Origin of the sequence: Pedobacter miscanthi (assembly GCF_003315595.1) — a bacterium.
GTDB classification, from domain to species: Bacteria; Bacteroidota; Bacteroidia; order Sphingobacteriales; family Sphingobacteriaceae; genus Pedobacter; species Pedobacter miscanthi.
Genome location: NZ_QNQU01000038.1, coordinates 18,210 through 43,326 on the forward strand (window position 1 = coordinate 18,210; position 25,117 = coordinate 43,326).

At 41.7% G+C, this 25,117-nt stretch carries 13 protein-coding genes; 12 read left to right on the plus strand and 1 reads right to left on the minus strand.

Annotated elements, in window-relative coordinates; translation table 11 throughout:
• Window positions 1-259: 259 nt before the first annotated feature.
• Window positions 260-4,237 (minus strand): hybrid sensor histidine kinase/response regulator transcription factor, encoded by a 3,978-nt coding sequence (locus DRW42_RS26805; protein WP_158544413.1) that lies wholly within the window; start codon window positions 4,235-4,237, stop codon window positions 260-262.
• Window positions 4,238-4,778: 541 nt separating this feature from the next.
• On the opposite strand from DRW42_RS26805, the gene DRW42_RS26810 reads away from it, so the two are divergent.
• From DRW42_RS26810 to DRW42_RS26865, 12 genes are all read left to right on the plus strand, one after another.
• Window positions 4,779-5,246 carry a CHRD domain-containing protein gene (locus tag DRW42_RS26810; protein ID WP_113951933.1) on the plus strand — a complete coding sequence of 156 codons (468 nt, stop codon included), beginning with the start codon at window positions 4,779-4,781 and terminating at the stop codon, window positions 5,244-5,246.
• Window positions 5,247-5,266: 20 nt separating this feature from the next.
• Window positions 5,267-8,101 (plus strand): SusC/RagA family TonB-linked outer membrane protein, encoded by a 2,835-nt coding sequence (locus DRW42_RS26815; protein ID WP_113951934.1) that lies wholly within the window; start codon window positions 5,267-5,269, stop codon window positions 8,099-8,101.
• Between the two features lie 11 nt (window positions 8,102-8,112).
• Window positions 8,113-9,861, plus strand: coding sequence for a RagB/SusD family nutrient uptake outer membrane protein (locus DRW42_RS26820; RefSeq protein ID WP_113951935.1), 1,749 nt, complete (start codon window positions 8,113-8,115; stop codon window positions 9,859-9,861).
• 15 nt (window positions 9,862-9,876) lie between these two features.
• Window positions 9,877-13,002, plus strand: a complete 3,126-nt coding sequence (locus DRW42_RS26825; RefSeq protein ID WP_113951936.1) for a SusC/RagA family TonB-linked outer membrane protein — start codon at window positions 9,877-9,879, stop codon at window positions 13,000-13,002.
• Window positions 13,003-13,019: 17 nt separating this feature from the next.
• Complete coding sequence (locus tag DRW42_RS26830; protein ID WP_113951937.1) at window positions 13,020-14,810, plus strand: RagB/SusD family nutrient uptake outer membrane protein; 1,791 nt, start codon at window positions 13,020-13,022, stop codon at window positions 14,808-14,810.
• Window positions 14,811-15,111: 301 nt separating this feature from the next.
• The gene (locus DRW42_RS26835) at window positions 15,112-15,402 is read left to right on the plus strand and encodes a hypothetical protein (RefSeq protein WP_113951938.1); all 291 of its coding nucleotides are present in this window, start codon (window positions 15,112-15,114) and stop codon (window positions 15,400-15,402) included.
• A 231-nt stretch (window positions 15,403-15,633) separates the two neighbouring features.
• Window positions 15,634-17,061, plus strand: a complete 1,428-nt coding sequence (locus DRW42_RS26840; protein ID WP_113951939.1) for a hypothetical protein — start codon at window positions 15,634-15,636, stop codon at window positions 17,059-17,061.
• A 52-nt stretch (window positions 17,062-17,113) separates the two neighbouring features.
• Window positions 17,114-18,511 (plus strand): alpha-L-fucosidase, encoded by a 1,398-nt coding sequence (locus DRW42_RS26845; protein ID WP_208643659.1) that lies wholly within the window; start codon window positions 17,114-17,116, stop codon window positions 18,509-18,511.
• Entirely contained in the window at window positions 18,511-20,106 is a 1,596-nt protein-coding gene (locus DRW42_RS26850; protein ID WP_113951940.1) for a beta-N-acetylhexosaminidase, read from the plus strand. Before DRW42_RS26845 ends, DRW42_RS26850 begins: the two co-directional genes overlap by 1 nt.
• Before the next feature lie 16 nt (window positions 20,107-20,122).
• Entirely contained in the window at window positions 20,123-21,625 is a 1,503-nt protein-coding gene (locus DRW42_RS26855) for an alpha-L-fucosidase (RefSeq protein WP_113951941.1), read from the plus strand.
• A gap of 177 nt (window positions 21,626-21,802) precedes the next feature.
• A complete protein-coding gene (locus DRW42_RS26860) occupies window positions 21,803-23,866 on the plus strand; it encodes a glycoside hydrolase family 2 protein (RefSeq protein ID WP_113951942.1) in 2,064 nt (687 codons plus the stop codon).
• A gap of 569 nt (window positions 23,867-24,435) precedes the next feature.
• Entirely contained in the window at window positions 24,436-24,723 is a 288-nt protein-coding gene (locus tag DRW42_RS26865) for a hypothetical protein (RefSeq protein WP_113951943.1), read from the plus strand.
• Window positions 24,724-25,117 lie beyond the last annotated feature (394 nt).

Consider the following 25,117-nt stretch of genomic DNA (forward strand, 5'->3'; position numbering starts at 1 on the left):
ACTTTGACAATCTTATGGGCATAATACTAAAAGATTGTCAAAGTGACTTCACGAACCACTTGCAAAACTTGATAAAAAGAACGTCATCTCGACCGGAGCATCGCGGAGTGGAGAGATCTGTCTCGAGGTAGATTTCTCGGCTACGTTGCACTCCGCTCGAAATGACGATTTTTCGAATGTTTACCATCCGCAGGAATTGACTCCCGACTCCGGACTAAGGACTTTGGACTCAAATCCATCTTCCATTATCCATTTTACATTATCCATCATCCCCGTTCATAACCTCCCGCGGGCTCTTCCCGAACTGTTTCTTAAACTCCCTGCTGAAATATTTCGGATCGTTAAACCCCACCTGATAGGCCACTTCGTAAATGGTAAACCTGTTCAGCTTAAATAACTCCATGGCTTTTTTTAAGCGGATCGATTTCACAAAATCATTTACCGAAAGGTTAGTGAGCTGTCTGATTTTTTTGTAAAGTACCGGTTTGCTCATGCCAATCATCGAGGCCAGTTCCGAAACCCCGAAATCTTCGTCGGCAATGTGCTGATCGATGTAACCCAGCAGTTTTTGCATAAAAGCCTCGTCGATGGCATTAATGGTAAGGTCTTTAGGAGCCAGGTGGATGTGTTTCAAAAACTTCTGGCGCATTACCTCTCGCGACATGAGTAAATTGCGCACGTTCAGCAAAAGCAGCTCCGGACTAAAAGGTTTGGTGATATAGGCATCGGCGCCGGTTTCTAAACCGCTTACCTGATGGATATGCGAAGAACGGGCAGTAAGAATGATTACCGGAATATGGCTGGTGCGCTCATCCTGTTTAAGCCTGCTGCAAAGTTCAATGCCATCCATTACCGGCATCATAATATCGCAGATAATCAGGTCGGGAAGCATTTCTACAGCCGTTTCCCAGCCCAGTAATCCGTTTTCACTTTCGGCAACCTGGTAGTTATTGCCCACCAGGGTTGTAATTAATGATCTGATTTCGCTATTATCTTCCACTACCAGAATGGTTTCTGTAGCAGGATCTGTTTGTTTTTCGGGATTTGAAACCGTTATCCCTTTTTCTTCCTGCTGGGCATAAAGGTTAGGGTGGGCTGGGTAATCTTTTATACCATCAAAAAGTGCGGTTTTAAAGTGCGATTTCCCTTTTTTCAGTTTCACCGAAAATCTGGTAAAACCACGTAACCCGTTTTCTGCTGCGCTGCTTTCAACCGAAATATTTCCCTGGTGTTCCTCAACAATCGCTTTGGATAGTGCAAGGCCGATACCCGAACCAATGTGGCTCTGCTGTTCATCTACCTGGAAATAATCGCTGAACAAACCTTTCAGGCTTTCGGGAGGGATGCCCACACCGTTATCCGAAATGCTGATGCTTACCTCTTCATCCGATTCGGTAACAGAGACAGAAATCAGTCCACCTTTATCACAGAATTTAAAGGCATTGGATAGCAGGTTGAACAATACTTTTTCGAGTTGCCGTTTATCAAAAAACAGGCAGATGTTTTCTTTATCATGTATAAATTCATATTGAATGCCATTGGTTTGTGCCAGATGGGAGAAAGAAATAAAAATTTCATTAATAAATCCGATAATATCATCTTCAGTAACATGTAGCGTAAGGTGCCCGGTTTCGGCTTTTCTAAAATCCATCAATTCCGTAATCAAACGCATTAACCTGTTGGCGTTGTTTTTTATCGGAACAATCTGGTGGTTAAGTTCAGTGTCTGTTTGGTATTGTTTGGCAAGGTTTTCTAAAGGACCCAGAATTAATGTAAGTGGCGTTCTGATTTCGTGGGCTACATAAGTAAAGAAATTCAGTTTCATTTTCTGGATATCTTCGGTACGTTTTAACAGTGCACGCACAAAAAGGTAACGCACAATGAGGAACAATAAGCCCGAAAAGAAAGCCAGATAAATGAGGTAAGCCCACCAGGTTGCCCAAAAGGGTGGGAGTATGGTAATCTTTATCGAGGCGGCTTTACCACCCGGATTTCCGTCGTTATTATTCCCTGTAACCGTAAAAGTATAATTGCCCGAAGGCAGGTCGGCATAACTTACGCTGGGGATATCCGTTTTTGTCCAGTTTTTACTATGGCCTTTAAGGATATAACTGTAGCTGTTTTTTTCGGGTTTAATATAGTTTAGCAGCGCAAAATCAAGGGTAAAATTATTCTGGTCGTGTTTGAAAGCAATTTGCGGGGCATTTTTAATGTCTTCCTTTAATATGCCATCAGAACCATTTACTGCAACAGGCTGGTTAAAGAGTTTGAGCCCGGTAAAAGTAACCGGCGCTATGTTTTTGTTGATGTTGATCTGACCCGGATAAAAAGCCGTTAAACCATCGTATCCGCCAAAAAACAGCTGACCATGACTATCTTTTAAAAAAGACCTGACGTTAAAATCGTTTCCTGCAAGTCCGTCGCTTTTGGTGTAATTGATGAACTTTCCTGTTCCGGTAAGCAGTTTGGATAAACCTTTATCGGTACTGATCCACAAATTATTTTCTTCATCTTCTATCACACCAAATACATTGCTATTGGGCAGGCCATCTTTTTCATTATAATTCCTGAATTTTCTGCTCTTATTGTCGAAGATGCTCAATCCTCCCAAAGCTGTTCCGATACAGATATTTCCGTTTTGCAACTGCATGATGCAATTGATGTATTCTGACTTTAAACCTTTGGTTTTATTCTGATCATAAGCCGTAATTCTTTTCGATGCTGGATTATAGGCATATAATCCAGCCCTGGTACCAATCCAGAGGTTTTTAGCCCGGTCCTCAAAAATCACCTCAATGTATTTATTCTTCAAACTTTTTTCTACGATGCTTTTAACCGTGGTGCCGGCATAAAGCCCATTGGTTTTTTTCAGGGTAGATAAACCATCTCTCGAACCTACCCAAACCACGCCTTTATTGTCTTCTGTTATCGCGATCACTTCGGCACTGCTGGGTGTATTTTTTACATCTTTTACATTGATTATTTTCCTGAAATTATGGCTGGTTGCACTAAATACATAAAGCCCCCCTCGGTGTGTACCCACCAATAATTGTCCGGCTTTATTGAGGCACAAGGTTTTAATCAGGTTCGAATTCAGTCCGTTGATGTTACTAGGTTCCGATTTGTAATACTGAAAAGTATGATTGCTGCGGTTTATATAATTTAAGCCACCACCTTCGGTACCAATCCAGAGATTATGCGACTGATCTTCGACCATGGCACTCACAATATTGCTGCTTAAACCCTGTTGTTTTTTCGAATTGCGGTACACCGTAAATGGCGTGGCAGAGGGATAAACCACATTAACACCTTTATAAAAGGTACCTACATACATCGAACCGTTTAAATCCTGGAAAATGCTATGGATAGAATTTTGGCTTAATCCGCTGTTTTGTTCAGGATCGTAACGGTAATTGCTGAATTTACGCGTATTGGGATCGAGGATACTCAATCCTTCCTGTGTACCAATCCAGATGTTGCCGGCTTTATCGCAGGTAAGCTTGCGGATATCGTTATTTACAATGGAGTTAACATCTGTAGCACTGGTTTGATAACGGGTAAAGGTTTGATGTTTATAATCGAATAAGTTTAAACCGTTGTAAGTGCCCAGCCAGAGTCGTTTTTGTTTATCGATGACGATACTTTTCACCGCATTGGAACTGATGCTGGTCGGATCGTTGGGCTTGTGCCTGAAAATTTCGAACCGGTATTTGCCATTTTTCTGATAAATACGCACCAAACCATTAAATGTGCCTGCCCAGAGGTTCTGCTGGTCATCTTTAAAAACCGAAAGAATAAGGTTTATGCCTGTTTTCCGTTCGGGCCGGTCGAAAAGAAATTTTTTGAAAATCTGTTTTTCCGCATTTACGACTAAGTTGATCCCATTGTAAGTGCCGATCCAGATATTTTGCTGAGGATCTTCATAAACACATTCTACCGAATCGCAGCTGAAAGATTTTGCCGAACTTTTTTTATTGATCCTGATAAAACGATCGCCTTTTTCATCGTAAAGATTTAACCCGTTTTCGGTACCTACCCATAAACGCCCTTTACTATCGCTCAATAGCGTGGTAATTACATTATCCGAAATGCTGTTCCGGTTGTCGGAACTGCTATTATATATTTTAAAGCGGTAGCCATCGTAACGGTTTAGCCCGTGCCGGGTACCCATCCATATCAGCTGGTTTTTATCCTGTGCAATGGCCATTACCGAATTTTGCGACAGGCCGTTTTCCATGCTAAGGTGGTTAAATACAATTGGCTTTTGTGCATACAGGGATGTGCATATCAAAAGCAGCAGGCAGAATCCTATTGCGCTAAAACGCAGCTTTATCATTTTGGTTTTTTTATTTGGGATCGTTGTATTTCACTTTAAATATAGTGCGAATTGATTAAAAACCGGCAGAATTGACGTTTTTCTACCCTTTCATTTACAATTTTCGACCTTTTTCATTTTTCACCCCGCTAGTTTTGGATATGTCAATTCAAGGTGTTTAAAGCAACAATCACCAACAGTAACTAACCATTACTGTAATTGGCTTAACCAAATTTAACTAACAACCAAAGCTGTAGCTAAGCTGATATCAACCCATCAGTTAGCCAACAGCGAGTATTAACCAAACCAACCATGAAACAAAAACTACTTTCACCAGAAGCAGTGCCTTTAGCGTTTAGGAGTTTAACGGCAGTGCGCCGGCAGCATCTGTCTGTGCAAAATCATCAGCCAAAACGGATGAAAAACTAAACCGCCATCCTTAAACAATCAACACCTAAAGTTTATGAACCTATTTACATTGAAAAGGCATTGCCTGATGCCTGCGCTTGCGCTGCTGTTTTTTAGCTCCTGCAAAAAAGACACCTATACCTCCGATGTTTTTGTAAAAAAACAATGGAAGGTAGACCTGTCTGCATCGAAAGTTTTGCCCGCCATTAGTGGCAGAACAGACCACGCCGTAGCGATGGTATACCTGATGGATAACATGGAAGTGCATTACGATATTTATTTTGATAAGGCACTCGAAAATAATGATGCCCCCGGAAATGCCAAAATCTTTCTGGGTACCGAAACCACTTCAGGTGCAGTTTTTATTGATTTAAAAACACCTGCCTTTAATGCTGAGCGCGAATCGTCGGGATCGGTACCTGTTGATGCTGCAACAGCTTCAAAACTGCAGAGCGAAAAAATATACCTGCAGATTTCTTCTGCCCAGCAACCGAATGGCCTGGTGCGCGGACAGCTTAACTAAAGAAACCTAAACCAAACAAAATGATTAAAACAATTACTTTTCAAGATCGGGTGCCGGGTTTCAGAACATTATGGATAGGCTGTTTGCTTTTTGCAACAGGTAATAATATGCTGTATGCCCAAAAAGCTAACGACTCGCTGGTAAAAGATTCTGTGATGGCAAAACTGCCCTTGCAAAACAGGCACGTAGACCAATGGTTTAAAACCATTTCCAAACTCCGCAATGTTGCCGGTACCACCACCATTTATAATGAAGATGTAAATACCACACCGGTATCGGATGTTACCAATGCCATTTCCGGAAGAATTCCCGGTTTATACAGTAACCGAAGTTCGGGCCGCACCGGTCCGCTTTTCGATGTTTCTTCTTTTACGCTTCGTGGTCAGTCGCCGCTCATTGTGGTAGATGGGGTAATACGTTCCTTTACCAGCTTCAACCTGGATGATATCAAAAGCATTACCGTATTAAAAGATGCGGTTTCGGCCAATATGTACGGTTTAAGGTCTTCGGGTGGTATTGTGTACATCACCACTAAAGATAAATCGCTGGATAAACCTTTCGAACTCAATTTTTCGGCACAATACGGCGTGCTGAACCAGTTTAAAAGACCAAATTTTATTACCGGTGGCAATTATGCCGAGCTGTACAACGAAGCACAGCAGAATACTTTCCCCGGCGCCACGCCAACTTATCCGGCAGATGTAATTGCTGCCTATAAAAACGGAACCAATAATCCCTTTTTACAGCCTAATAATGATTGGTACAACAGCATTTATAAAAAGAATGCCGCACAGCAGCGTTATGCCATTAATGCTGCCGGAAACGGTAAAAACTACCGCTATTATACTTCTGTGGAGCATTTCAGCCAGGGCGGAAATTTTATTTCTGGTCCGGATAATAGCTACGAAACCACCAACTATTACAAGCGCTACAACTTAAGGACCAATGCACAGATCGATTTTAATGATAATATTCAGCTGGGGCTGAACATTTTTGCTTCGATAGAAAATAGCAACGAACCGGGTACGCTTGCTTCGAACATTATGAACAGCATCTTTCAGACATCACCGCTGGGTTATCCTGCAAAAAATCCCGATGGAAGTTATGGCGGCAGCAGTCAGTATACCAACAACATTTTGGCCAGTACCATTGCTTCGGGTTATAACAGCTTTAACGAGCGTTCCTTAAACGCCGATGTAAGTTTAAAATTTAAGCTTGATGACATTACGAAAGGATTATGGGCAAAAGGTTTGTTATCGATCAATAATTATTACCTGCAAACCATTTCGCGGAATAAAACTTTTGCCGTTTATTATCCAATTACCACGGGCACCACTACCAGTTATACCAAAGTGGGCAGTGATGGTACCATTATTGCCAATAGCGGTGCACCAACTTTGGGCACGCAGAACAAACAAACTTTTGTTAACGGTTTGCTGGGTTATGATAAAACCTTTGGTAAAAGCACCCTGAATGTGCTGGGTACCTTTAACCTCACCAACCTGATCGATTCTTATACCCAGCTCAACCAGATTTATCAGAATGCAGGCATTACCGCCAATTACGATTTCGATCAGAAATACCTGGCAGAAGTATCAATGGTTTACAGTGGCTACAACCGCTATGCACCAGGTAAAAGATGGGGCTTTTTACCATCGGCAGGTTTAGGATGGATACTTTCTAAAGAAGATTGGTTTAACGATAAAGTGGTTAATTTCTTAAAAATACGCGGAAGCGTGGGCGAAACCGCCTGGGCCGATCCGGGGAATTATTATACCTATTTACAGAATTATACCATCGGAATAACCGGTTATAACTTTGGTGCTACGGCTACTGCGGTTTCCGGTAGTTTGGAAAATGCTTTAAAAAATCCAAACATTACCTGGGAGAAAGCTTTAAAGTTAGATGCCGGGATTGAAGCACAGTTTTTAAAGAACCGTTTGAATGTAGAGGTTAATTATTACAATAATAAATTTACCGACGAGCTGATTACACCGGCAAACGGTTATGCTTCGGGCATTATCGGCCAAACTTATCCAACCGTTAACGGTGGAAGTACCCGGTACAATGGACTGGAAGCAACTGTTCAGTTCGCCGATCGAAGCAAAGATTTTTCTTACTTCGTTAAGGGCAATTTTACCTACGCCAAAAACAAGGTGATTAGTTTACAGGAAGGTAATTATCCTTACCCATGGATGTACAGGGCAGGCCAGCCCGTTGCCACTTTTGGTTACGAGGCCATCGGATTTTATCAGGTAGGTGAGGATATCAGCAAAACCGCTAATATTCCCGGTTATACCCCAAGTCCGGGTGATATCAAATACAAAGACCTGAACAACGATGGTGTAATCAACTTTTTGGATACCAAAGCGCTTAATACCCGTCCGCTTTTCATTTTTGGTTTAAACTTCGGTTTTGGCTACAAAGGTTTCGATTTTAATGCATTGATTGAGGGCAGGTTACCAAGGGAGATTTATTATAATCCATCGTCAATGCTGGCCTTTAGCAACGGTTATGGTTATGTGCTCGATTATACGACGGAAAACCGCTGGACGCCACAGAATCCGGTGAATGCAACGCTGCCACGTTTAACCCTCGGCAACAATACTTATAATACCCAAACCTCGAGCTTTTGGTACAGAAGGGCCGATTATATCCGCCTTAAAAATGTAGAGATAGGTTATACCGTACCGGTTAAATTACTGGCAAGGGCGAAAATCAGCAACCTGCGGTTTTTTGTTAACGGATATAACCTCCTTACCTGGAGCAAACTCGATTATTTCGATCCCGAAACAGGCTTGTCAGGCTTTGCCAACTACCGCATTATCAATGGTGGTTTATCACTTAAACTATAAGCGTATCCAAGATGAAGAATTTTAATAAAATTACCCTAATATATGCCCTGTTTGCCATGCTGTTTGCCGGCGGGTGCAAAAAAATGATCGAGGACGGACCTTTGGAAAATGCCAGTAAAGACCTGGTATTCGATCCAACAGATTCGCTGGGTGTTTATGCCGAGGCTTTTCTCAATAATACCTATTCGAGCCTGCCAAACGGTTTTAACCGCGTATCTTCTAACATGCTTGATGCAGGTACCGACGATGCCATTCCATCTTCAACCTCTGCACAGGTGCAGTTTTATTCAAACGGCGCTTTTAACCAGGTGGCTTTGCCTGATAATACCTGGGATGTCAATTATGCGGGAATCAGAAAGGTGAATATTTTCCTGGCGAACATTGATCAGGTGCCGATTAAAACCGCAGGATTTAAAAAACGCTATAAAGCAGAGGCACGTGCCCTAAGGGCCATGTTTTATTTCGAACTGCTTAAACGCTGGGGCGGTGTGCCCTTAATCGGCAATAAGGTTTTCGAACTGAACGATCAGGTAAACCTGCCACGCAACAGCTATCAGGACTGTGTAAACTACATCATATCCGAGCTTGATGCCGTGATGCCTGATCTGTTAGGGCCAAATGCAACCAGTGGCTATACCACCATTTATTTCGGACGTTTTACACGCGGTGCCGCCATGGCATTGAAATCGAGATTATTGTTGTATGCTGCAAGTCCTTTAAATAACCCTAATAACGATGTTTCTAAATGGAGCTCAGCTGCATTGGCCGCCAAAGCAGTAATGGATAGTGTGGCCGCAGGAAAATTTGTTTATGGTTTATCAACTTCAACAGCAACCGCCCATTACACCACAACGAATATGAGCGCGCTGGCGCCATCAGCTTCCTTAACCAATTACGTGGCAGGGGTCAACAAGTTTTTAAATGTATTTTCTTCAAGGTATAACGCAGAAATCATTTTGCCTTACCTGAGGGCAACCACTACCGACGTAGAGCAGAACAACGAGCCAGTAGGTTATACCCGCCAGGGGCTGGGCCTAACCAACCCCACACAGGAACTGGTTGATGAATTTGAAACTTTTGCAGGTAAAACCATCCAGGAGAGTGGCTCCGGTTATACACTTGCCGCACCATATTACAACCGCGATCCGCGTTTAGCCGGAACAGTCTCATTTGATGGCTTATTCTGGCTCAACCGTAATGTTCAAACTTACGACGGAGGCAAAGACAGGCCGAAAGGATATGGCAATGCCGTATCAGACGAAACCAGAACGGGTTACTACCTGCGTAAATTTATGACGGGTACCACCAGCGAAAGTGCCTATACCGCACAAAACCACAATTTCCCCATTTTCAGGTATGCTGAAATCCTCCTCAACTTTGCAGAGGCCCAAAATGAGGCGGTAGGTCCGGATGCTGATGTATATAAAAGCATTAATGCCATCAGGGCGAGGGTAAATATGCCAGCCTTACCGGCGGGATTAACGCAACAGCAAATGCGCGACCGGATCCGACATGAGCGCCGGGTTGAAATGGCCTTTGAAGAACAGCGTTTCTGGGATATCCGCCGATGGAAAATTGCCGAAAATGTATTAAACGGAACATTGCACGGAATTAAGGGCACGTTAAACGGCACTACGGTAAGCTATTCTATTGTAACGGCAGCACCAACCAGGTTCGAAGCGGCCAAAATGTATCTCTATCCGATACCATTTAAAGAAATGGCATCCAACAGCAACATGGTTCAAAATCCAAACTGGTAGCTAATCAACAACATAATGAAAAGATTTTTAACATATATCATATTATTATCTGCCCTTTTGGTGCAAACCGTATATGGGCAGGTAGGAAAAACGGTTTCGGGTGTAATCTCCGATAACCGGGGCCCGATACCCGGTGCCAGCATTTACGAAAAAGAAGCCACTGCCAATGGCACTACTTCCGATCAGGACGGTAAATTCACTTTAAGGTTAAAAGGTGCCAGTGGCGTGCTGATCATTAAATCTGTAGGTTATTTAACCAGGGAAATCGGCACAGGAAGCAGAACCAGTGTAAACGTTACCCTCGAAGAAGACGCTAAAGGACTGGAAGAAGTAGTGGTATTGGGTTTTGGTGAAAAGGCCAAAAAAATTACCAATACGGGTGCAGTAAGTTCTATTTCGGGTAAAGAAATCAGGCAAAGCCCTACAGCGAGTATCCAGAATTCATTAGCAGGTCGGTTGCCGGGGTTTTTCTCTCAGCAAAGAAGCGGACAACCCGGTAAAGATGGTGCAGCTTTTCAAATCCGCGGGATCAGTACTTATCAGGGAACCACAACACCTTTGATTATTGTAGATGATATTGAGGTAACCGCCGATCAGATCAATATGCTCGATCAGAATGAGATCGAAAGTTTAACCATTTTAAAAGATGCTTCTACAACCGCTGTTTATGGCGTGCGTGGGGCCAATGGTGTGGTGGTGGTGCGTACGCGCAGGGGAGAATCGGGTAAGCCGCAGTTAACTTTCAGACAGGAAACCGGTTTAACGCGATCGGCCGTAAATTTTAAAACCAACGATGGTTATACCACGCTAAGGATGCTGAACGAGTATACCACCGAGCAGTACATGGACCCGGCAACGCAATATCCTAAGTTTTTCGGGGGAAATAACCTCGAGCATTACCGCTTGCAGGATGATCCCTACAATTATCCGTTTGTGGATTGGTGGGATGAGCTGACCAAAAAATTCAGCATGCAGAACCGTACCAACTTCGATATCAGTGGTGGTACCCAAAAAACAAAATATTTTGTTTCGCTGGGTTATTTTAGTCAGGGTGGGATGTACAAAGATTTTACAAAGGATGAGGGGTATAATGGCGATTATCAGTTCGACCGTTACAATTTCCGCTCTAACGTAGATTTGGATCCCAATAAAAACCTGCATATCCGTTTCGATTTATCCGGTAGGTTTGGCGTAACCAATTCGCCCAACGATTCGCCCGGGAATGGTGGAGCACCAACCCTGCAATATTTATGGAACGGACAATTATCTGCCTTTGGTTTTCCGGCTTATAATGCCAATGGTTCTTACGGAGGCTCTACCAGCGGCTCGACAAAAATAAACCCAATAGCCAATTTAAGATGGTCGGGTTATAGCCGCGATTACACCAATAACCTTGGTTTTGTAACGCAGGTAGATCAGAAACTGAATTTCATTACCGAGGGATTAACCGCAAATGTATTATTGTCTTACGCCAGCGATTATAGTTTTAACCGCTCATTAAAAAGGAGCTCATCAGAAATCCCCACGTATTATTACGATGCCAATACCAGCAGCTACCAGCCTGTAGTAAACAACCTGTATCGTTTGGGCAAGTTAACCAGGAGTGGCGGTTATACCGGATCGAACCGTTTAACCAATCTTCAGGCCTCCTTAAAATACAGCAGGAGTTTTGAAAATCATAACGTAAATGCTTTTGTATTGCTCAACCAGACCACTAAAACAGAAGAAACGAGTGCAATTGCCTACGATCCGTATAATGTAAGGGGCATAGTTACCTCTTTCAGTTACAACTACAAACAAAAATACCTGCTTGATTTTAAAGGCGCCTACAATGGATCCGATAAATTCCAGTCGAGCAAAAAATACCAGTTTTTCCCGGCGGTAAGTGTAGCCTATAACATCAGCGAGGAGCCATTTTTTAAGAACAATATCACTTTTGTTGATAATTTAAAATTCAGGGGATCTTATGGAATGGTGGGTAATGATGGAATCGGATCTTCTGTATACTCTTACGAGAAAACCTATGTTGGCGGAAGCGGCAAAGGCTATATTTTTGGCGAAACAGGAAATACTACTTATGGCGGCTTAATTGAACCTACTTTGGCCAATACCGAAATTACCTGGGAAACCCAGCGCGATGCCAATATCGGAATGGAACTGAGGATGTTTAAGGGCCGTTTGGGTTTAAATGTAGATTTTTATAAGAAACGCCGTGAAGATATTTTGACCCAGCGGGCATCTGTTGCCGCTGCATTCGGGGCTTCGTTACCTTATGTAAACCTGGGTATAGTTGATAATAAAGGCTATGAGGTAGAACTGACTTACAAGGACAACCTGTTCTCGAACAAACTTTCTTATTTCGTAAATGCGCAGATCAGTCATTCAGAAAATAAAGTGATTTTCCGCGATGAAGGTGCCGTGCGTTATCCCTGGTTAGGTTTAACCGGAAAACCGGTAGGTGCATTGTTCGCCTACCAGGATGCAGGCCTTTACCAATCACTGGCTGATTTATACAACAGCCCGAAATTGATTACCGCTACACCTTTAAGCAATTTATCCCTCGGCGGTGTTAAACTGGTTGATTTAAATGGCGATGGCATTATCGATCAGTACGATTTAGGCTACATTGGTACCAATCAGCCCGAATATATTGCTGGTTTAAGCTTTGGTTTCTCGTACAAAAACTTCGATTTCAGTACTTTATTCCAGAGTTCGTTTAAATATTTCATCAATATCAACCGTGGCGTAATCGGTTATAGCCGTCCCGAAAACCAGTCTATTCCTTATAACCTGGGCCGTTGGACACCCGTTACACGTCAGGATGCTACTTTCCCGGTATTGGCTGGCAGTGGTTCTCAAAACGGTGTGTTTTCTACCTACTGGACAAAACGTGGCGATTATATCCGCTGGAAAAACGTAGAAATAGGTTACCGTTTGCCTACTTCATTTGCTAAAAAACTGCACATGAACAACATCAGGGTATATGCCAATGGTTATAACCTTGGCCTGCTTTACACGGCGTTGCCTGTATTTATTGATCCCGAATCGGTTACTGGTACGGCCACCACCACAAACCTTGGTGATGTGAACGAATACCCGCAACAGAGCATATTCAATTTTGGGATCCAGTTTGGGCTTTAATTCAAAAAGATAAAGACATGAGAAGAAAATTTTATATCATCAATATCATTGCAGTGGCAATTTTTAGTCTGGCCGCATGTAAAAAATCTAGTTTTTTGGATAGGAAAACAGAAACTTTAACCGAGGATAAGGTTTTTGCCGACAGTGCACTCACCATTGGTTTTGTAAACGATATGTACGCCTACACCGGGCAGGATATTGTTTTGCAGCGTGCAGGATACATTGCCACTACGGGCAGTAATGACTGGGCCTGTTTTGATGAGCAAACCAGTTTGGCCTTAAGTTATTACAGTACGCCGCAAACGGGTGTAATTCAGGGTACTTATACAGCTTCTAACTATTCGCTCAATAACTATTGGACCACCTATTACAAAAAAATCAGGCAGGCATCGTTGTTTTTGCAAAATGTTGGTAAAACGCCAATTTCAGCAGTTCGCAAGAATAGGTTGATTGCAGAAGCGCGTTACCTCAGGGCTTTCTTTTATGTAGCATTGATCCGTTTTTATGGTGGCGTGCAGTTAATGCCTGATGTTCCGCTTAATGCCGATGACATTTTAATATCCAAACGGAATACCTATAAAGAATGTGTAGATTATGCCGTTGCCGAACTGGACGAAGCAGCGAAAGGCTTGCCCAATGCTTTGGCACAGGAAGCCGCCGAATACGGTCATGCCACCAAAGGTGCTGCACTCGCTTTAAAGGCAAGAATGTTATTAACGGCTGCAAGCCCTCTGTTTAATGGGAAATCGCATAGTACCGATGCTACATTGTTACCTTACATTACTTATTCGGCTACCTACAATGCAGCACTTTGGCAAAAAGCAGCTGATGCGCTGAAAGCAGTAATCGATCTTCCTGATTATGCATTGGTAGAAGATAATGTAACCCGTCCGGGACATGGCTTCTGGAAAATGTTTATCAAAGGCAGAAAAAATAGTGAAGTAATTACACCTTTCGTGGTGTCTTCCGGAGCGGTGAGTTTTTTGGGCGGAACAAATTTTGAATCTTATCGTTTCCCGAGAAGCCGCCAGTCTACCACTTACACTTTTTGTAACCCGACCGAATCTGCGGTAGAAAATTTTGGTACCAAGGAGGGTAAGGCAATTGATGATCCAACTTCGGGCTACAGCCCCAATAATCCTTATGTAAACCGCGATCCACGTTTTTATTTCTCGATTATCTACAACCAGGCACCTTTATGGAAAAGTGGTTCAGGTACAACCCTGGTTCCGGTTGATATTTATTTTAACAAAGCCACAAATGCACTGGCCGCCGATGGAATACAGGCTTATTATACCAAAACGGGTTATTATTCGCGGAAAATGGCGAATGATTCTACCGGTACTTCCGCCAGTATAGAAAGATGTTTACCGGTGATCCGTTTGGCCGAAATGTATATGGGTTATGCAGAGGCATTGAACGAGCTGGGACAAACAGAACAAGCTGTTTCATGGCTTGTCAAAATCAGGAAACGTGCAGGGATCACAGCAGGATCGGATAACCGTTATGGTATTGTTGCTGGAATATCGCAAACTGCATTCAGAACATTGCTCCAAAAAGAATCAGTAGCTGAGTTCTTCTCAGAAGGCCACTTCTGGTACGATACCCGCCGTTGGCGCACTGCAGAAGTAACGGAGAGCAAAAACATCATGCAAACCTATATTTCAAAGGAAACAAACGGAACATTTACCTACGATAGAACTAAACTTGCCTTATCGGTTAACTGGCAGCCGCGGGCTTACCTGGCACCGATACCACAAACAGAAATAGATAAATCGGCTACACTTTTGCAGAACCCGGGATGGTGAGTGAGTGAGTGAGTGAGTGAGTGAGTGAGTGAGTGAGTGAGTGAGTGAGGAGTTGGGGCTTCATCAGGTCGTCATTGCGAGGAGGAACGACGAAGCAATCTTTTGTGCTGGCAGATTTTGTTTGAAAGATTGCTTCGCCGGCTGAAAAAGCCTTCTCGCAATGACGAACGCTGATGATCATGACCAATATACTAATGACCAATGACAAATGAACAATACCCCATCNCGCTGATGATCATGACCAATATACTAATGACCAATGACAAATGAACAATACCCCATCAATTAACCGATTAACCCAATGACCAGTGAACCTATGAACTCAACCACCAATATCAGAACACTTGAACCCATTATATTTTATTCAGGAAAAGAGGATGAGTTGCAGATTTTTTTAAACGAAACTGAATACGGAGAGCTGATTATCATCTCCCTTTCCGATGATCAGTTGAAGGTAAAGGAAGTATTGCTCGAAGAAACGAACGAAAAACTGGAATGGAAACAGGATTATAAGGGGCTGCGGATTTCGGTACCCGAAGGTTTAGAAATAAGGGGAAGGAGTATGGGGCGTGTGTTAAAGGTTACGTTTTAGTCTCTTGTGTTACATTATCTCTCCATTCCGCTACGCTTCAGTCGAAATGACGAATGTGTAAGGAAGAAGTGGACCTAATTAACCATAGTGAATAAATAAACCATAAAGAAGTTAAGATTTAAGCTACTGTTATAAACAATGTAGCCATTAACTATAAGCCATCAAACCAATAAACCAATGACAAGTAAACGAATGAACCAATAAACAAATCAACCATAAAACCACTAAACAATGAAAAACAAAAAACAACTTTGCTTTGCCCTGCTCTTAACAATTTCGGGCGGCATTTTAATGAGCAGCTGTAAAAAAGCACAGGTTTCAGAACCAGAAACTACTCAGGCAAAACCAAAAACCTTGGCGTTAACAGGAACCACACCGCCCAGTTTTGTAACCAATACCAAAAACCTGAACATTGTAATGTTTGTGCCAACCGATAATCCGGCTCTTGCCGATTACAAAACGCGATTGACCACGCTTTTTGCCCATTTTCAGGGTTGGTTCCATACCGAAATGTTAAGGTACGGCTATGATAAATACATGGGCTTACCGAAAGTAGATTCAACTGGTTTAGTAAAATTTATCGAGATACCCGCACAATTCGGACAGGCGGCCTATCCTTACGATGCCAGTATTTCGGCAACTAAAATTCTGAATGAGGTTGCTGCTTACAAAGCCACCCACGCATCAGAATTTTCAAATTCGAGCCATACCCTGATCTTATTGCCACAGCGTACCGATGGCAGTTTCGATCAGCCTTTTTATGGCTATGGTAAAAATTGTTTCGCTACAGATAATACCAATATGGCCGTTGATAAGATCCCGAATGCAAGCTCAAACTTACTAGGTGGAATGCTACACGAACTTGGTCATGGTTTAAATTTACCTCACGATCATGCAAAATATGCTTCAGAACAGCCTACTTTGGGCACATCGTTAATGGGATCAGGGAACGTAACTTTTAGTAAAGGTCAACCTACCTTTTTAACTGAGGTTGATGCAGCTATCCTTAACCGAAATGAGGTTTTTCAAAATCCTTTGCCAACCGAAATCCCTTACGAGGCAGCTACAACTTCTATCAACGCATTGTTTGCATACAATTCAACAATACAGGCTTTCAATGTTTCGGGTTCCTTTACCAGTAATAAAGAAGTGAGCGATATCCTGATTTATATGGATCCTGATTTAGGTAGTAGCGATGCTGATTACAACGCGGTAGCCTGGAGATCTGCACCTGCAACCGGTAACACCATTTCAGCAACAATTCCTTTTAGCGAGCTTTATTACAAAAACAACGAGCCTTACAATATCAGGGTGAAGTTACTATTGAAGAATGGTGGTAATGTAAGCAAAACTTATTCCTTCTCCTTTTTAAACGGGGTGCCGCAGGTGGGCGCAAACGGTTCTGCTAAATTTTACCAGAATGCCAGTTATGGAGGTTATGGCGTATCATTACCTGTGGGCCAATATACAACAGCCGATCTTATCAGTCGTGGCATTAGCAATAACGATGTCTCATCTGTTAATGTAGGTTTAGGGGTGAAAGTGATTATGTATGACGGAGATAACTTTACAGGAAGCAGCATCGAGTTAACCTCATCAAGTACTTATGTTTCTACCTTTAATGATAAAGCATCATCCATAAAAGTGATTGCCCTTTAATTATGATATTTTTAAACAGACTTATATTTAATGTTTCAAACAAAAAGATAAAATGAGAAAACCGCTTTTTTTAAGTCTGTTGTTTGTACTGTTTGTCCGGATGTTGTTTGGGCAAACGGTACAAAATAATGCTTTGGAAAAATTCAGGGCTGATAAATTCGGGCTCTTTCTGCACTGGGGCCTATATGCACAAACTGCTGGCGATTGGAAAGGTCATAAAGTTAAAGGTGGCGAGCATTTTATGCTTTACGAACGTATTCCGGTACAAGAATATGGTACTATTGCCGATCAGTTTAACCCCATAAAATTTAATGCCGATGCCTGGGTAAAACAGGCAAAGGAAACGGGGATGAAATACATTGTTTTTACGGCCAAACATCACGATGGTTTTGCGATGTATAATTCGGTCAGCAGCGATTATAATATTGTAAAAAGAAGCACTTTTAAACGCGATCCTATAGCAGAGCTGGCCAAAGCCTGCAAAAAATATCAAATTATGCTTTGCCTGTATTACTCTTTGGGCAGAGATTGGCAAGATCCCGATGTGCCTACCAACTGGCCGATAAAAGCAGGGAGAAGCAACACCTGGGATTATCCCAACGAAGATGCAAAGGTTTTTAACCGTTATTTTGAGCGAAAAGTTAAGCCACAGATTACCGAACTGCTAAGCAATTATGGCCCTATCGGTGTACTTTGGTTCGATACGCCCGAACTCATCGGTAAAAAAGAAAGCGCCGAACTTAAAGCTTTGGTTAATAAATTGCAGCCAAACTGTTTGGTAAACAATAGGATTGGAAATGGTTATGGCGATTTTTCCATTTCAGAACAATCATTAACGCCTTCATCAAAAAAAGCATGGGAATCGTGCTTAACCATCGGGCAGAACTGGGGATACAACAGGCACGATAGCCTTTGGAAATCGCCTGAAGTATTGATACGGCACCTGGTAGAAGTTGTTGCTAATGGCGGTAACCTTTTGTTAAATGTTGGGCCAAAAGGCGATGGAAGTTTCCCCGATTGGGCTACTGAAAGACTAAAAGCAGTTGGTAAATGGATGGATATTAATAATGAAGCCATTTACGATAGCCATCCATGGTTAGTGGTTAAAGAAAATACTGCTGTTGCTAAAGAAAATCAATCTATTGAAGAAAGTAAAAACGCCATTAAAGATGCGGTATTTGATGGTACCCCAAAAAACATAACTCCTGATGTGTATTATACCGCGAAAGATAAAACCGTTTATGCTTTTTTAAGGAGCTGGCAAACTACGGCAGTAATGCTTAAGCAGTTAAATAAAAATGGTTTAAGCATAAAAAATATCGAACTATTAGGCAATAAAAACAAAGTGAAGTGGCAGGTAAAGGATCTGGAACTGAAGTTGAATTTGCCTGCAGATTTTAAAAAAGGAAATCAGATTCCTGTTTACGTATTAAAAATAACAACCAATTAATGAGGTTTTTATATCTATCAATTCTACTATTTGTTTATTCTGCTGCATTGGCGCAAGATCAGGCAGCTATTATCCCTATGCCTGCAAATTTTGCTGGCGGCACTGGTTTTTTTACATTGAATAACAGGGTAACCATCGGTTTTAATAATAATCAGTTAAAAACGGCTGCCTGTTACTTTCAGAACGAGTTATTAAGTCAGAAAGGAATTACTATTCAGCAAACAAATAACAGCTCTGCAACTATTATGCTGGTGCTAAAACCAGTAAAGAAAAATGCTGATTCTTATGCTTATCAGGTCAGTATTAAATCCAATCGGATTACCGTTTCTGCTTATAGCCCCCGGGGAATTTTTTATGGATTGATTTCAGTGCTTCAGCTGGCACTTACCGGTAAAAACAATCAGATCCCGGTTGCCGAAATCAACGATGCACCAGCTTATGCCTGGCGTGGGTTGATGCTTGATGAATCGCGTCATTTTTTTGGTAAGGAAAAAGTGAAATCCATCTTAAACTGGATGGCCTTTTATAAACTCAATACCTTTCACTGGCATTTAACCGACGAACCTGCCTGGCGTTTAGAAATTAAAAAGTACCCCAATTTAGCACTCATCGGAGGTATCGGCGATTATTTAAATGCTGATTTGCCTGCGCAATTTTATACCCAGGCCGATATTAAAGAAATTGTGGCTTATGCGGCAGAACGTTATATTAAAGTAATACCCGAAATCGATATGCCCGGGCACGCCACAGCGGCCAATAAAGCTTATCCCGAATATTCGGGCGGTGGTGCTGCAGGGCACCCCGAATTTACGTTTAACCCGGGTTTAGAAAAAACTTATCGCTACCTCACCGATATTTTAAAAGAAACCAATGTGCTTTTCCCTGCTCAATTAATCCATTTAGGTGGCGATGAAGTAAGTTATGGCAACGAAAAATGGAATAGCAATCCTGATATTTTAAAACTCCGCGAACGTGAAAAACTAAAAGATAATGCTGCGGTTGAACATTATTTTATGAAACGCATGGCCGATTCACTGTACCAGCTCAATGCCAAAGCTATTTTTTGGGATGAAATGGCCGATGCAAACCTGCCTAAGGATAAAACCATTATTTACTGGTGGCGGCAGGAAAAATCCGAACAACTTCGTACCGCTTTGAGTAAGGGTTATCAGGTAGTTTTATGCCCGAGGTTACCATTGTACTTCGATTTTGTTCAGGATAGTACACATCAGTGCGGCCGTAAATGGAATAAATTATATAACCCCGTTGGGCAAGTATATAATTTCAATCCGGCATCTTTTGCCAACAATGCAAATGAAAAACAATTGATTTTAGGTATCCAAGCCAACATCTGGACAGAAACCGTGGATAATAATGCGCGTTTGGATTACCTGCTTTTTCCACGGATTGCTGCACTTGCTGAAGCAGCGTGGACGCCCCAGAGCAGAAAAGATTTTAGAGCTTTCAACGCCAGTTTGAGTCAGCATTTAGCATTGTATAATAAAGCTGGATTGTATTATTACGATCCTTCAAAGCCATGGCTGCATCCCGAAATTCCGGTAAAGAGAAAGAAACCATTGAATTATAAAGATTAACGCACAAAATTTAAGTATGAAAAATATATTAAGATATGTTTGGCTGGCAATGGCTACGACAGCTGTTACAAGCCATGCAGATGCACAGTGGACAGGTCCCAAAAAACAAGCTACGGAAAAGGTGGAGGTGAAATACGGCACCTTAACACCGCCTCATCGTACTGATGCCGATATGCAGGCATTTCGCAGTTATGGCTTGGGCCAGTTTATCCATTGGGGAATTTATTCCATTGCCGGTAACGAGTGGAATGGAGTAAGTGCAAGGGGAGGTGCAGCTGCTTCAGAATGGATTCGCTCCTGGGGCGGGCCAACTGCTCCAAAAGACTGGGCAAATACTTACGATAACCTCTATAAGCAGTTTAATCCGAAAAATTTCGATGCCAAACGCTGGGCCAGACAGGCAAAAGAGATGGGCGCGAAGTATGTGATCTTTACCACCAAACACCATGATGGTTTTGCGCTCTGGCCTACAAAATATTCTGATTACAGTGTTTCCGCATCGCCTTATAAAAAAGATATCGTAAAGCAGATTGTTGATGCTTATACTGCCGAAGGTATTGACGTATACCTTTATTTTTCTGTTTTGGAGTGGAATAATCCAAATTATATGGGCAAAGCCCCCAAAACTGATGAAGAGAAAGCAAGATTTGATAAATTTCTGCAATATACCCGCAACCAGCTTTTAGAATTACTCAATAATTATCCTAAAATTAAAGGTTTCTGGTTCGATGGTACCTGGGATGCCTCGTGGAAAAGTGCTTACGAGTTTACCTATAACCTGGAGAGAGAGCTCCGCGAAAAACATCCGGGATTGATTATAGGTTCCCGTTTTCGAAACGACGAACATGGATCGCGCCACTTTGATTCCAACGGAAATATCCTCGGCGATTACGAGCAGGGTTGGGAGCGTAAACTGCCTGCCGAATTCGAATGGTTAAATGGCAACGATTGGGATGCAGTAATGACTATTCCGCCAAATGGCTGGGGTTATATGAAAGATTGGTCGGGGATTTATACCAAAACTACCGATGATTTACTGGATATGCTCATGCATGCTGTATCGATGAATGGCAATTTTGTATTGAACTTTGGTCCTGATGGCAATGGAAACATGCATCCCGAAGAAGATAAACTTGCAAAAGAGATTGGGGAATGGGTAAAACAGAATGCCGAAGCTGTTTATGGTGTCCGCCATGCCGCATTAACGCCATCAAAACTGGGGTATTTTACACAAAAGGAGGATAGTTTGTATTTAACTGTGTTCAATAAACCTGTTAATGGTATTGTTCGTATAGCAGTTCCAAAAAATGCCACACAGGTTCCGGGAAGTGCTGCTTTATTACTAAATAATAAAGATTTATCATTAAAACAGTCTGATATCGGGCTTGATCTTGATAAAAATACTTATTACGATGTAACGCTTCCAAAAGATTTCCAAACAAACAGGGCATTTGTAATTAAAATGAAACTGGTTGCACCTAAAGCAAAATCAGCGAAGTTGATGGATGCGAAAATGTAAGATAGTCCTCGTTTTTAACGAGGATTATTGAGGTCTGCATTTGTAATGCAGCGTGAGAAATAGTTTAGCGGCGATAAAATCGCTATTCTCCTGCATCCTCGTTGCAAACGAGGACGATGGATTATAAAATAATCAAAACAAGAAGAGGTAAAACAAACCTCATTTTTATATAGCAGAATGAAGATAGATACTTCCGGATTTAGAAAATCACTTTTAACAACATTATTTGCCTTTACAGTTGGTTTTATATCGGCACAACAACAGGCCAGGATTACTTTGCCCTTTAATACTGATTGGTCTTTCAAAAAAACAAAAGACAGTGCATCCACAAAATGGGAAAAAGTTACCCTTCCGCACACCTGGAATGCGGTTGATATGCAAACCACCAAGAACTTTTACGAAGGCGAAGGCATTTATAAAAAGGATTTTGTGTTTGGTAACGATTATAAAGATAAACGCTTGTTCCTGAAATTTGAGGGCGTAGGGCAAACCGCCGAGGTTTATGTAAACAATAAACTGGTGGGCAAACACAAAGGAGCATACAGCGCTTTCTGTCTGGATATTAGTTATGCAGTGGTGCTGGGCAAAAGCAATACCATTATGGTTAAGGCTAACAATACCGCCAAACGGGATATTATTCCTGTAAATCATTTTCTGTTCGGAATTTATGGTGGAATCTATCGTCCGGTTGAACTGATCGCGACAAATAAACTCAACATTACCACTACCGATTATGCTTCGCCGGGGATTTATATTTCGCAGAAAAATGTTTCCGAAAAATCGGCCGATATTACCGTAGAAGTGAAAGTTGAAAACAAATTGGCTGCCGCCAGTGATGTATCGATCAAAACTACCATTTATGATAAAGCAGGCAAAGGTGTAGCACATCAAAGCGGAAATTATAATGTAAATACGCAAGGAAGGCAAACTTATGCTCAGCAGCTTGTTGTCCAAAATCCAACACTTTGGGATGGTTTTAATAATCCATATCTCTACAAAGTAGTTACACAGATCATCAAAGATAACCAGGTAATAGATGAAGTTTCGCAGCCATTGGGTATCCGTAAATTCGAACTGGTTGCCGGAAAAGGCATGATGCTTAATGGAAAGCGTTATAACATGTACGGTGTTTCAAGGCATCAGGATAGGTGGCAGTATGGCAGTGCCTTAAGTAACTCGCAGCATAAAGAAGATCTTGATATGATTAAAGAGATGGGGTCGACCACCATCCGTTTGGCGCACTATCAGCAAGCCGAGTATCTGTATGCGCAATGCGATAGCATGGGTTTTATCATTTCGGCAGAAATCCCTTTTGTGAATACCTATACCGGCGATGAGGGCGAAAACGCGAAACAGCAGTTGATAGAACTGATCAAACAGAATTATAACCACCCGTCTATTTATTTGTGGGGATTACATAACGAAGTGTATGGCAAAACACCTGCTGATTTTCCTGCCGTACTGAGCCGCGATTTAAACGATCTGGCCAAACAGCTCGATCCCGATCGTTATACCATTACCGTAAGTGGTTATGGCGAAATGGACCGCCCAACCAACCTCAATGCGGATGTACAGGGCATGAACCGTTATTATGGCTGGTATGAAGGAAAAATTGGTGCATTAGAGAAATGGGCAACAGACCTGGAAACGAAATATCCGGCTAACAAGGTTGTATTATCTGAGTATGGTGCCGATGGCAATATATTGCACCAGCAGGAACAGGCCGATTTAAAGGACACTTACAATTATACTCTTCCCGATTATCCGGAGACTTACGAAACAAAAACGCACGAAATACAATGGCCTATTATTGCCAAACATCCTTACATACTGGCTTCTTATGTATGGAATATGTTCGATTTTGCCACCCCGATGTGGAACCGTGGCAGTATGCCTGCACGTAACATGAAAGGTTTGGTATCCTTTGATCGTAAAATAAAGAAAGATGCCTTTTATTGGTACAAAGCCAACTGGAGCAAAGAACCTGTGCTGTATTTAACCGAAAGGAGGGCCAGCATACGCAAACATCAGGTTACCGAAGTTACGGTTTACTCGAATATCGGTACGCCAAAACTACTGCTAAACGGAAAGAAAGTAAACACCGAACCTAAACTGGTAGACGGTAATGTATTATATAAATTCGAAAACATTAGCCTGAAAAAGGGGAAAAATACAATTGAAACCACTGTGGTAAAAGATGGCAAAACCATTAAAGACAGCATCAGCTGGGATTTCAATTAAAGATTTAAATGTAAATGCTATCAATTTCGGTTTTTAGGATGTCCGAAATTTAGTTAAGCTGTTATTATCAGTTCGGTTAGCTGATTTGCAGCATTACATTTATTTGGTTAGTTAATGATTGCGTAGCGATGGATGTTGCTGCGCAATCTTAATTTTAAAGAGTGGTGTCAAAATGCGATCGTCATCCTGAATTTATTTCAGGATCTATCTTGCTATAAAGACCCTGAAATAAATCATCAACTATTTTGTCTCCATGGTTCGTGTCCTCACGAACCACTCGCGTTAATTCTCTGTGTTTTCCGTATCTTTTTCCCGCAGATTATGCTGATGCACGCAGAGCCCTTATATCTCATCTTCCATCATTTTACCACAGAGTTCACTGAGAAAGGATCACGGAGGACGCTGAGGATTTTCTTGATTGTATATTTATTTGTATGACTGTATCGAACATTATAACGCTCGCTCCGTGGTTTGTGTCATCACGCACCACCGCGTGAGGTCATCGCAGAGAAATATTGATAATTATAAAGGAAGGTGTATTAATGATAGAAGTGGGTACATTAACTATAATGGAAGTTACGTTAATTATAAAAGCGGGTACATCATTTATAAAAGCAAGTACGTTAATTATAAAAGCGGGTACATCATTTATAAAAGTAAGTATGTTAATTATTAAAGCGGTTGCATTATTTACAACAGCGGGTACGTTAATTATAAAATCGGGTACATCATTTATAAAAGTAAGTACGTTAATTATAAACGCTAGTACATTAATTATAAAATCGGGTACATCATTTATAAAAGTAAGTGCGTTTTTTATAAAAGCGGGTGCATTATTTACAAAAGCGGGTACATAATTATAAAAGCAAGTACGTTAATTATAAGAGAGTGCGTTAATGGTGAAATCAAATACGTCATTCTATGAAATATTCCGTGTTTTCCATGCCTCCTTGGGTATTTTTTAACTACAGAATCCACAAGGAATTAAACCCAAAGCATGCCAGGTTGGACATATCAACCCTTATTGCTCTGCGTAAATTTTCTTAAATCTGCGGGAAAACATTTGGAGTTTTGGTCCCGCTGATTGCGCAGATCATTCGAACTGGTCTTTGAGTCCTGCTATAACCTTTAATTTTTTAGTCTTCTTAAAAAAAAACGTCATCTCGACCGAAGCACGGCGGAGCGGAGAGATCTGCTTATCCCGTGGTTCGTGTCCTCACCAATGCTATTAACTTAAGCTATTTATAAGTC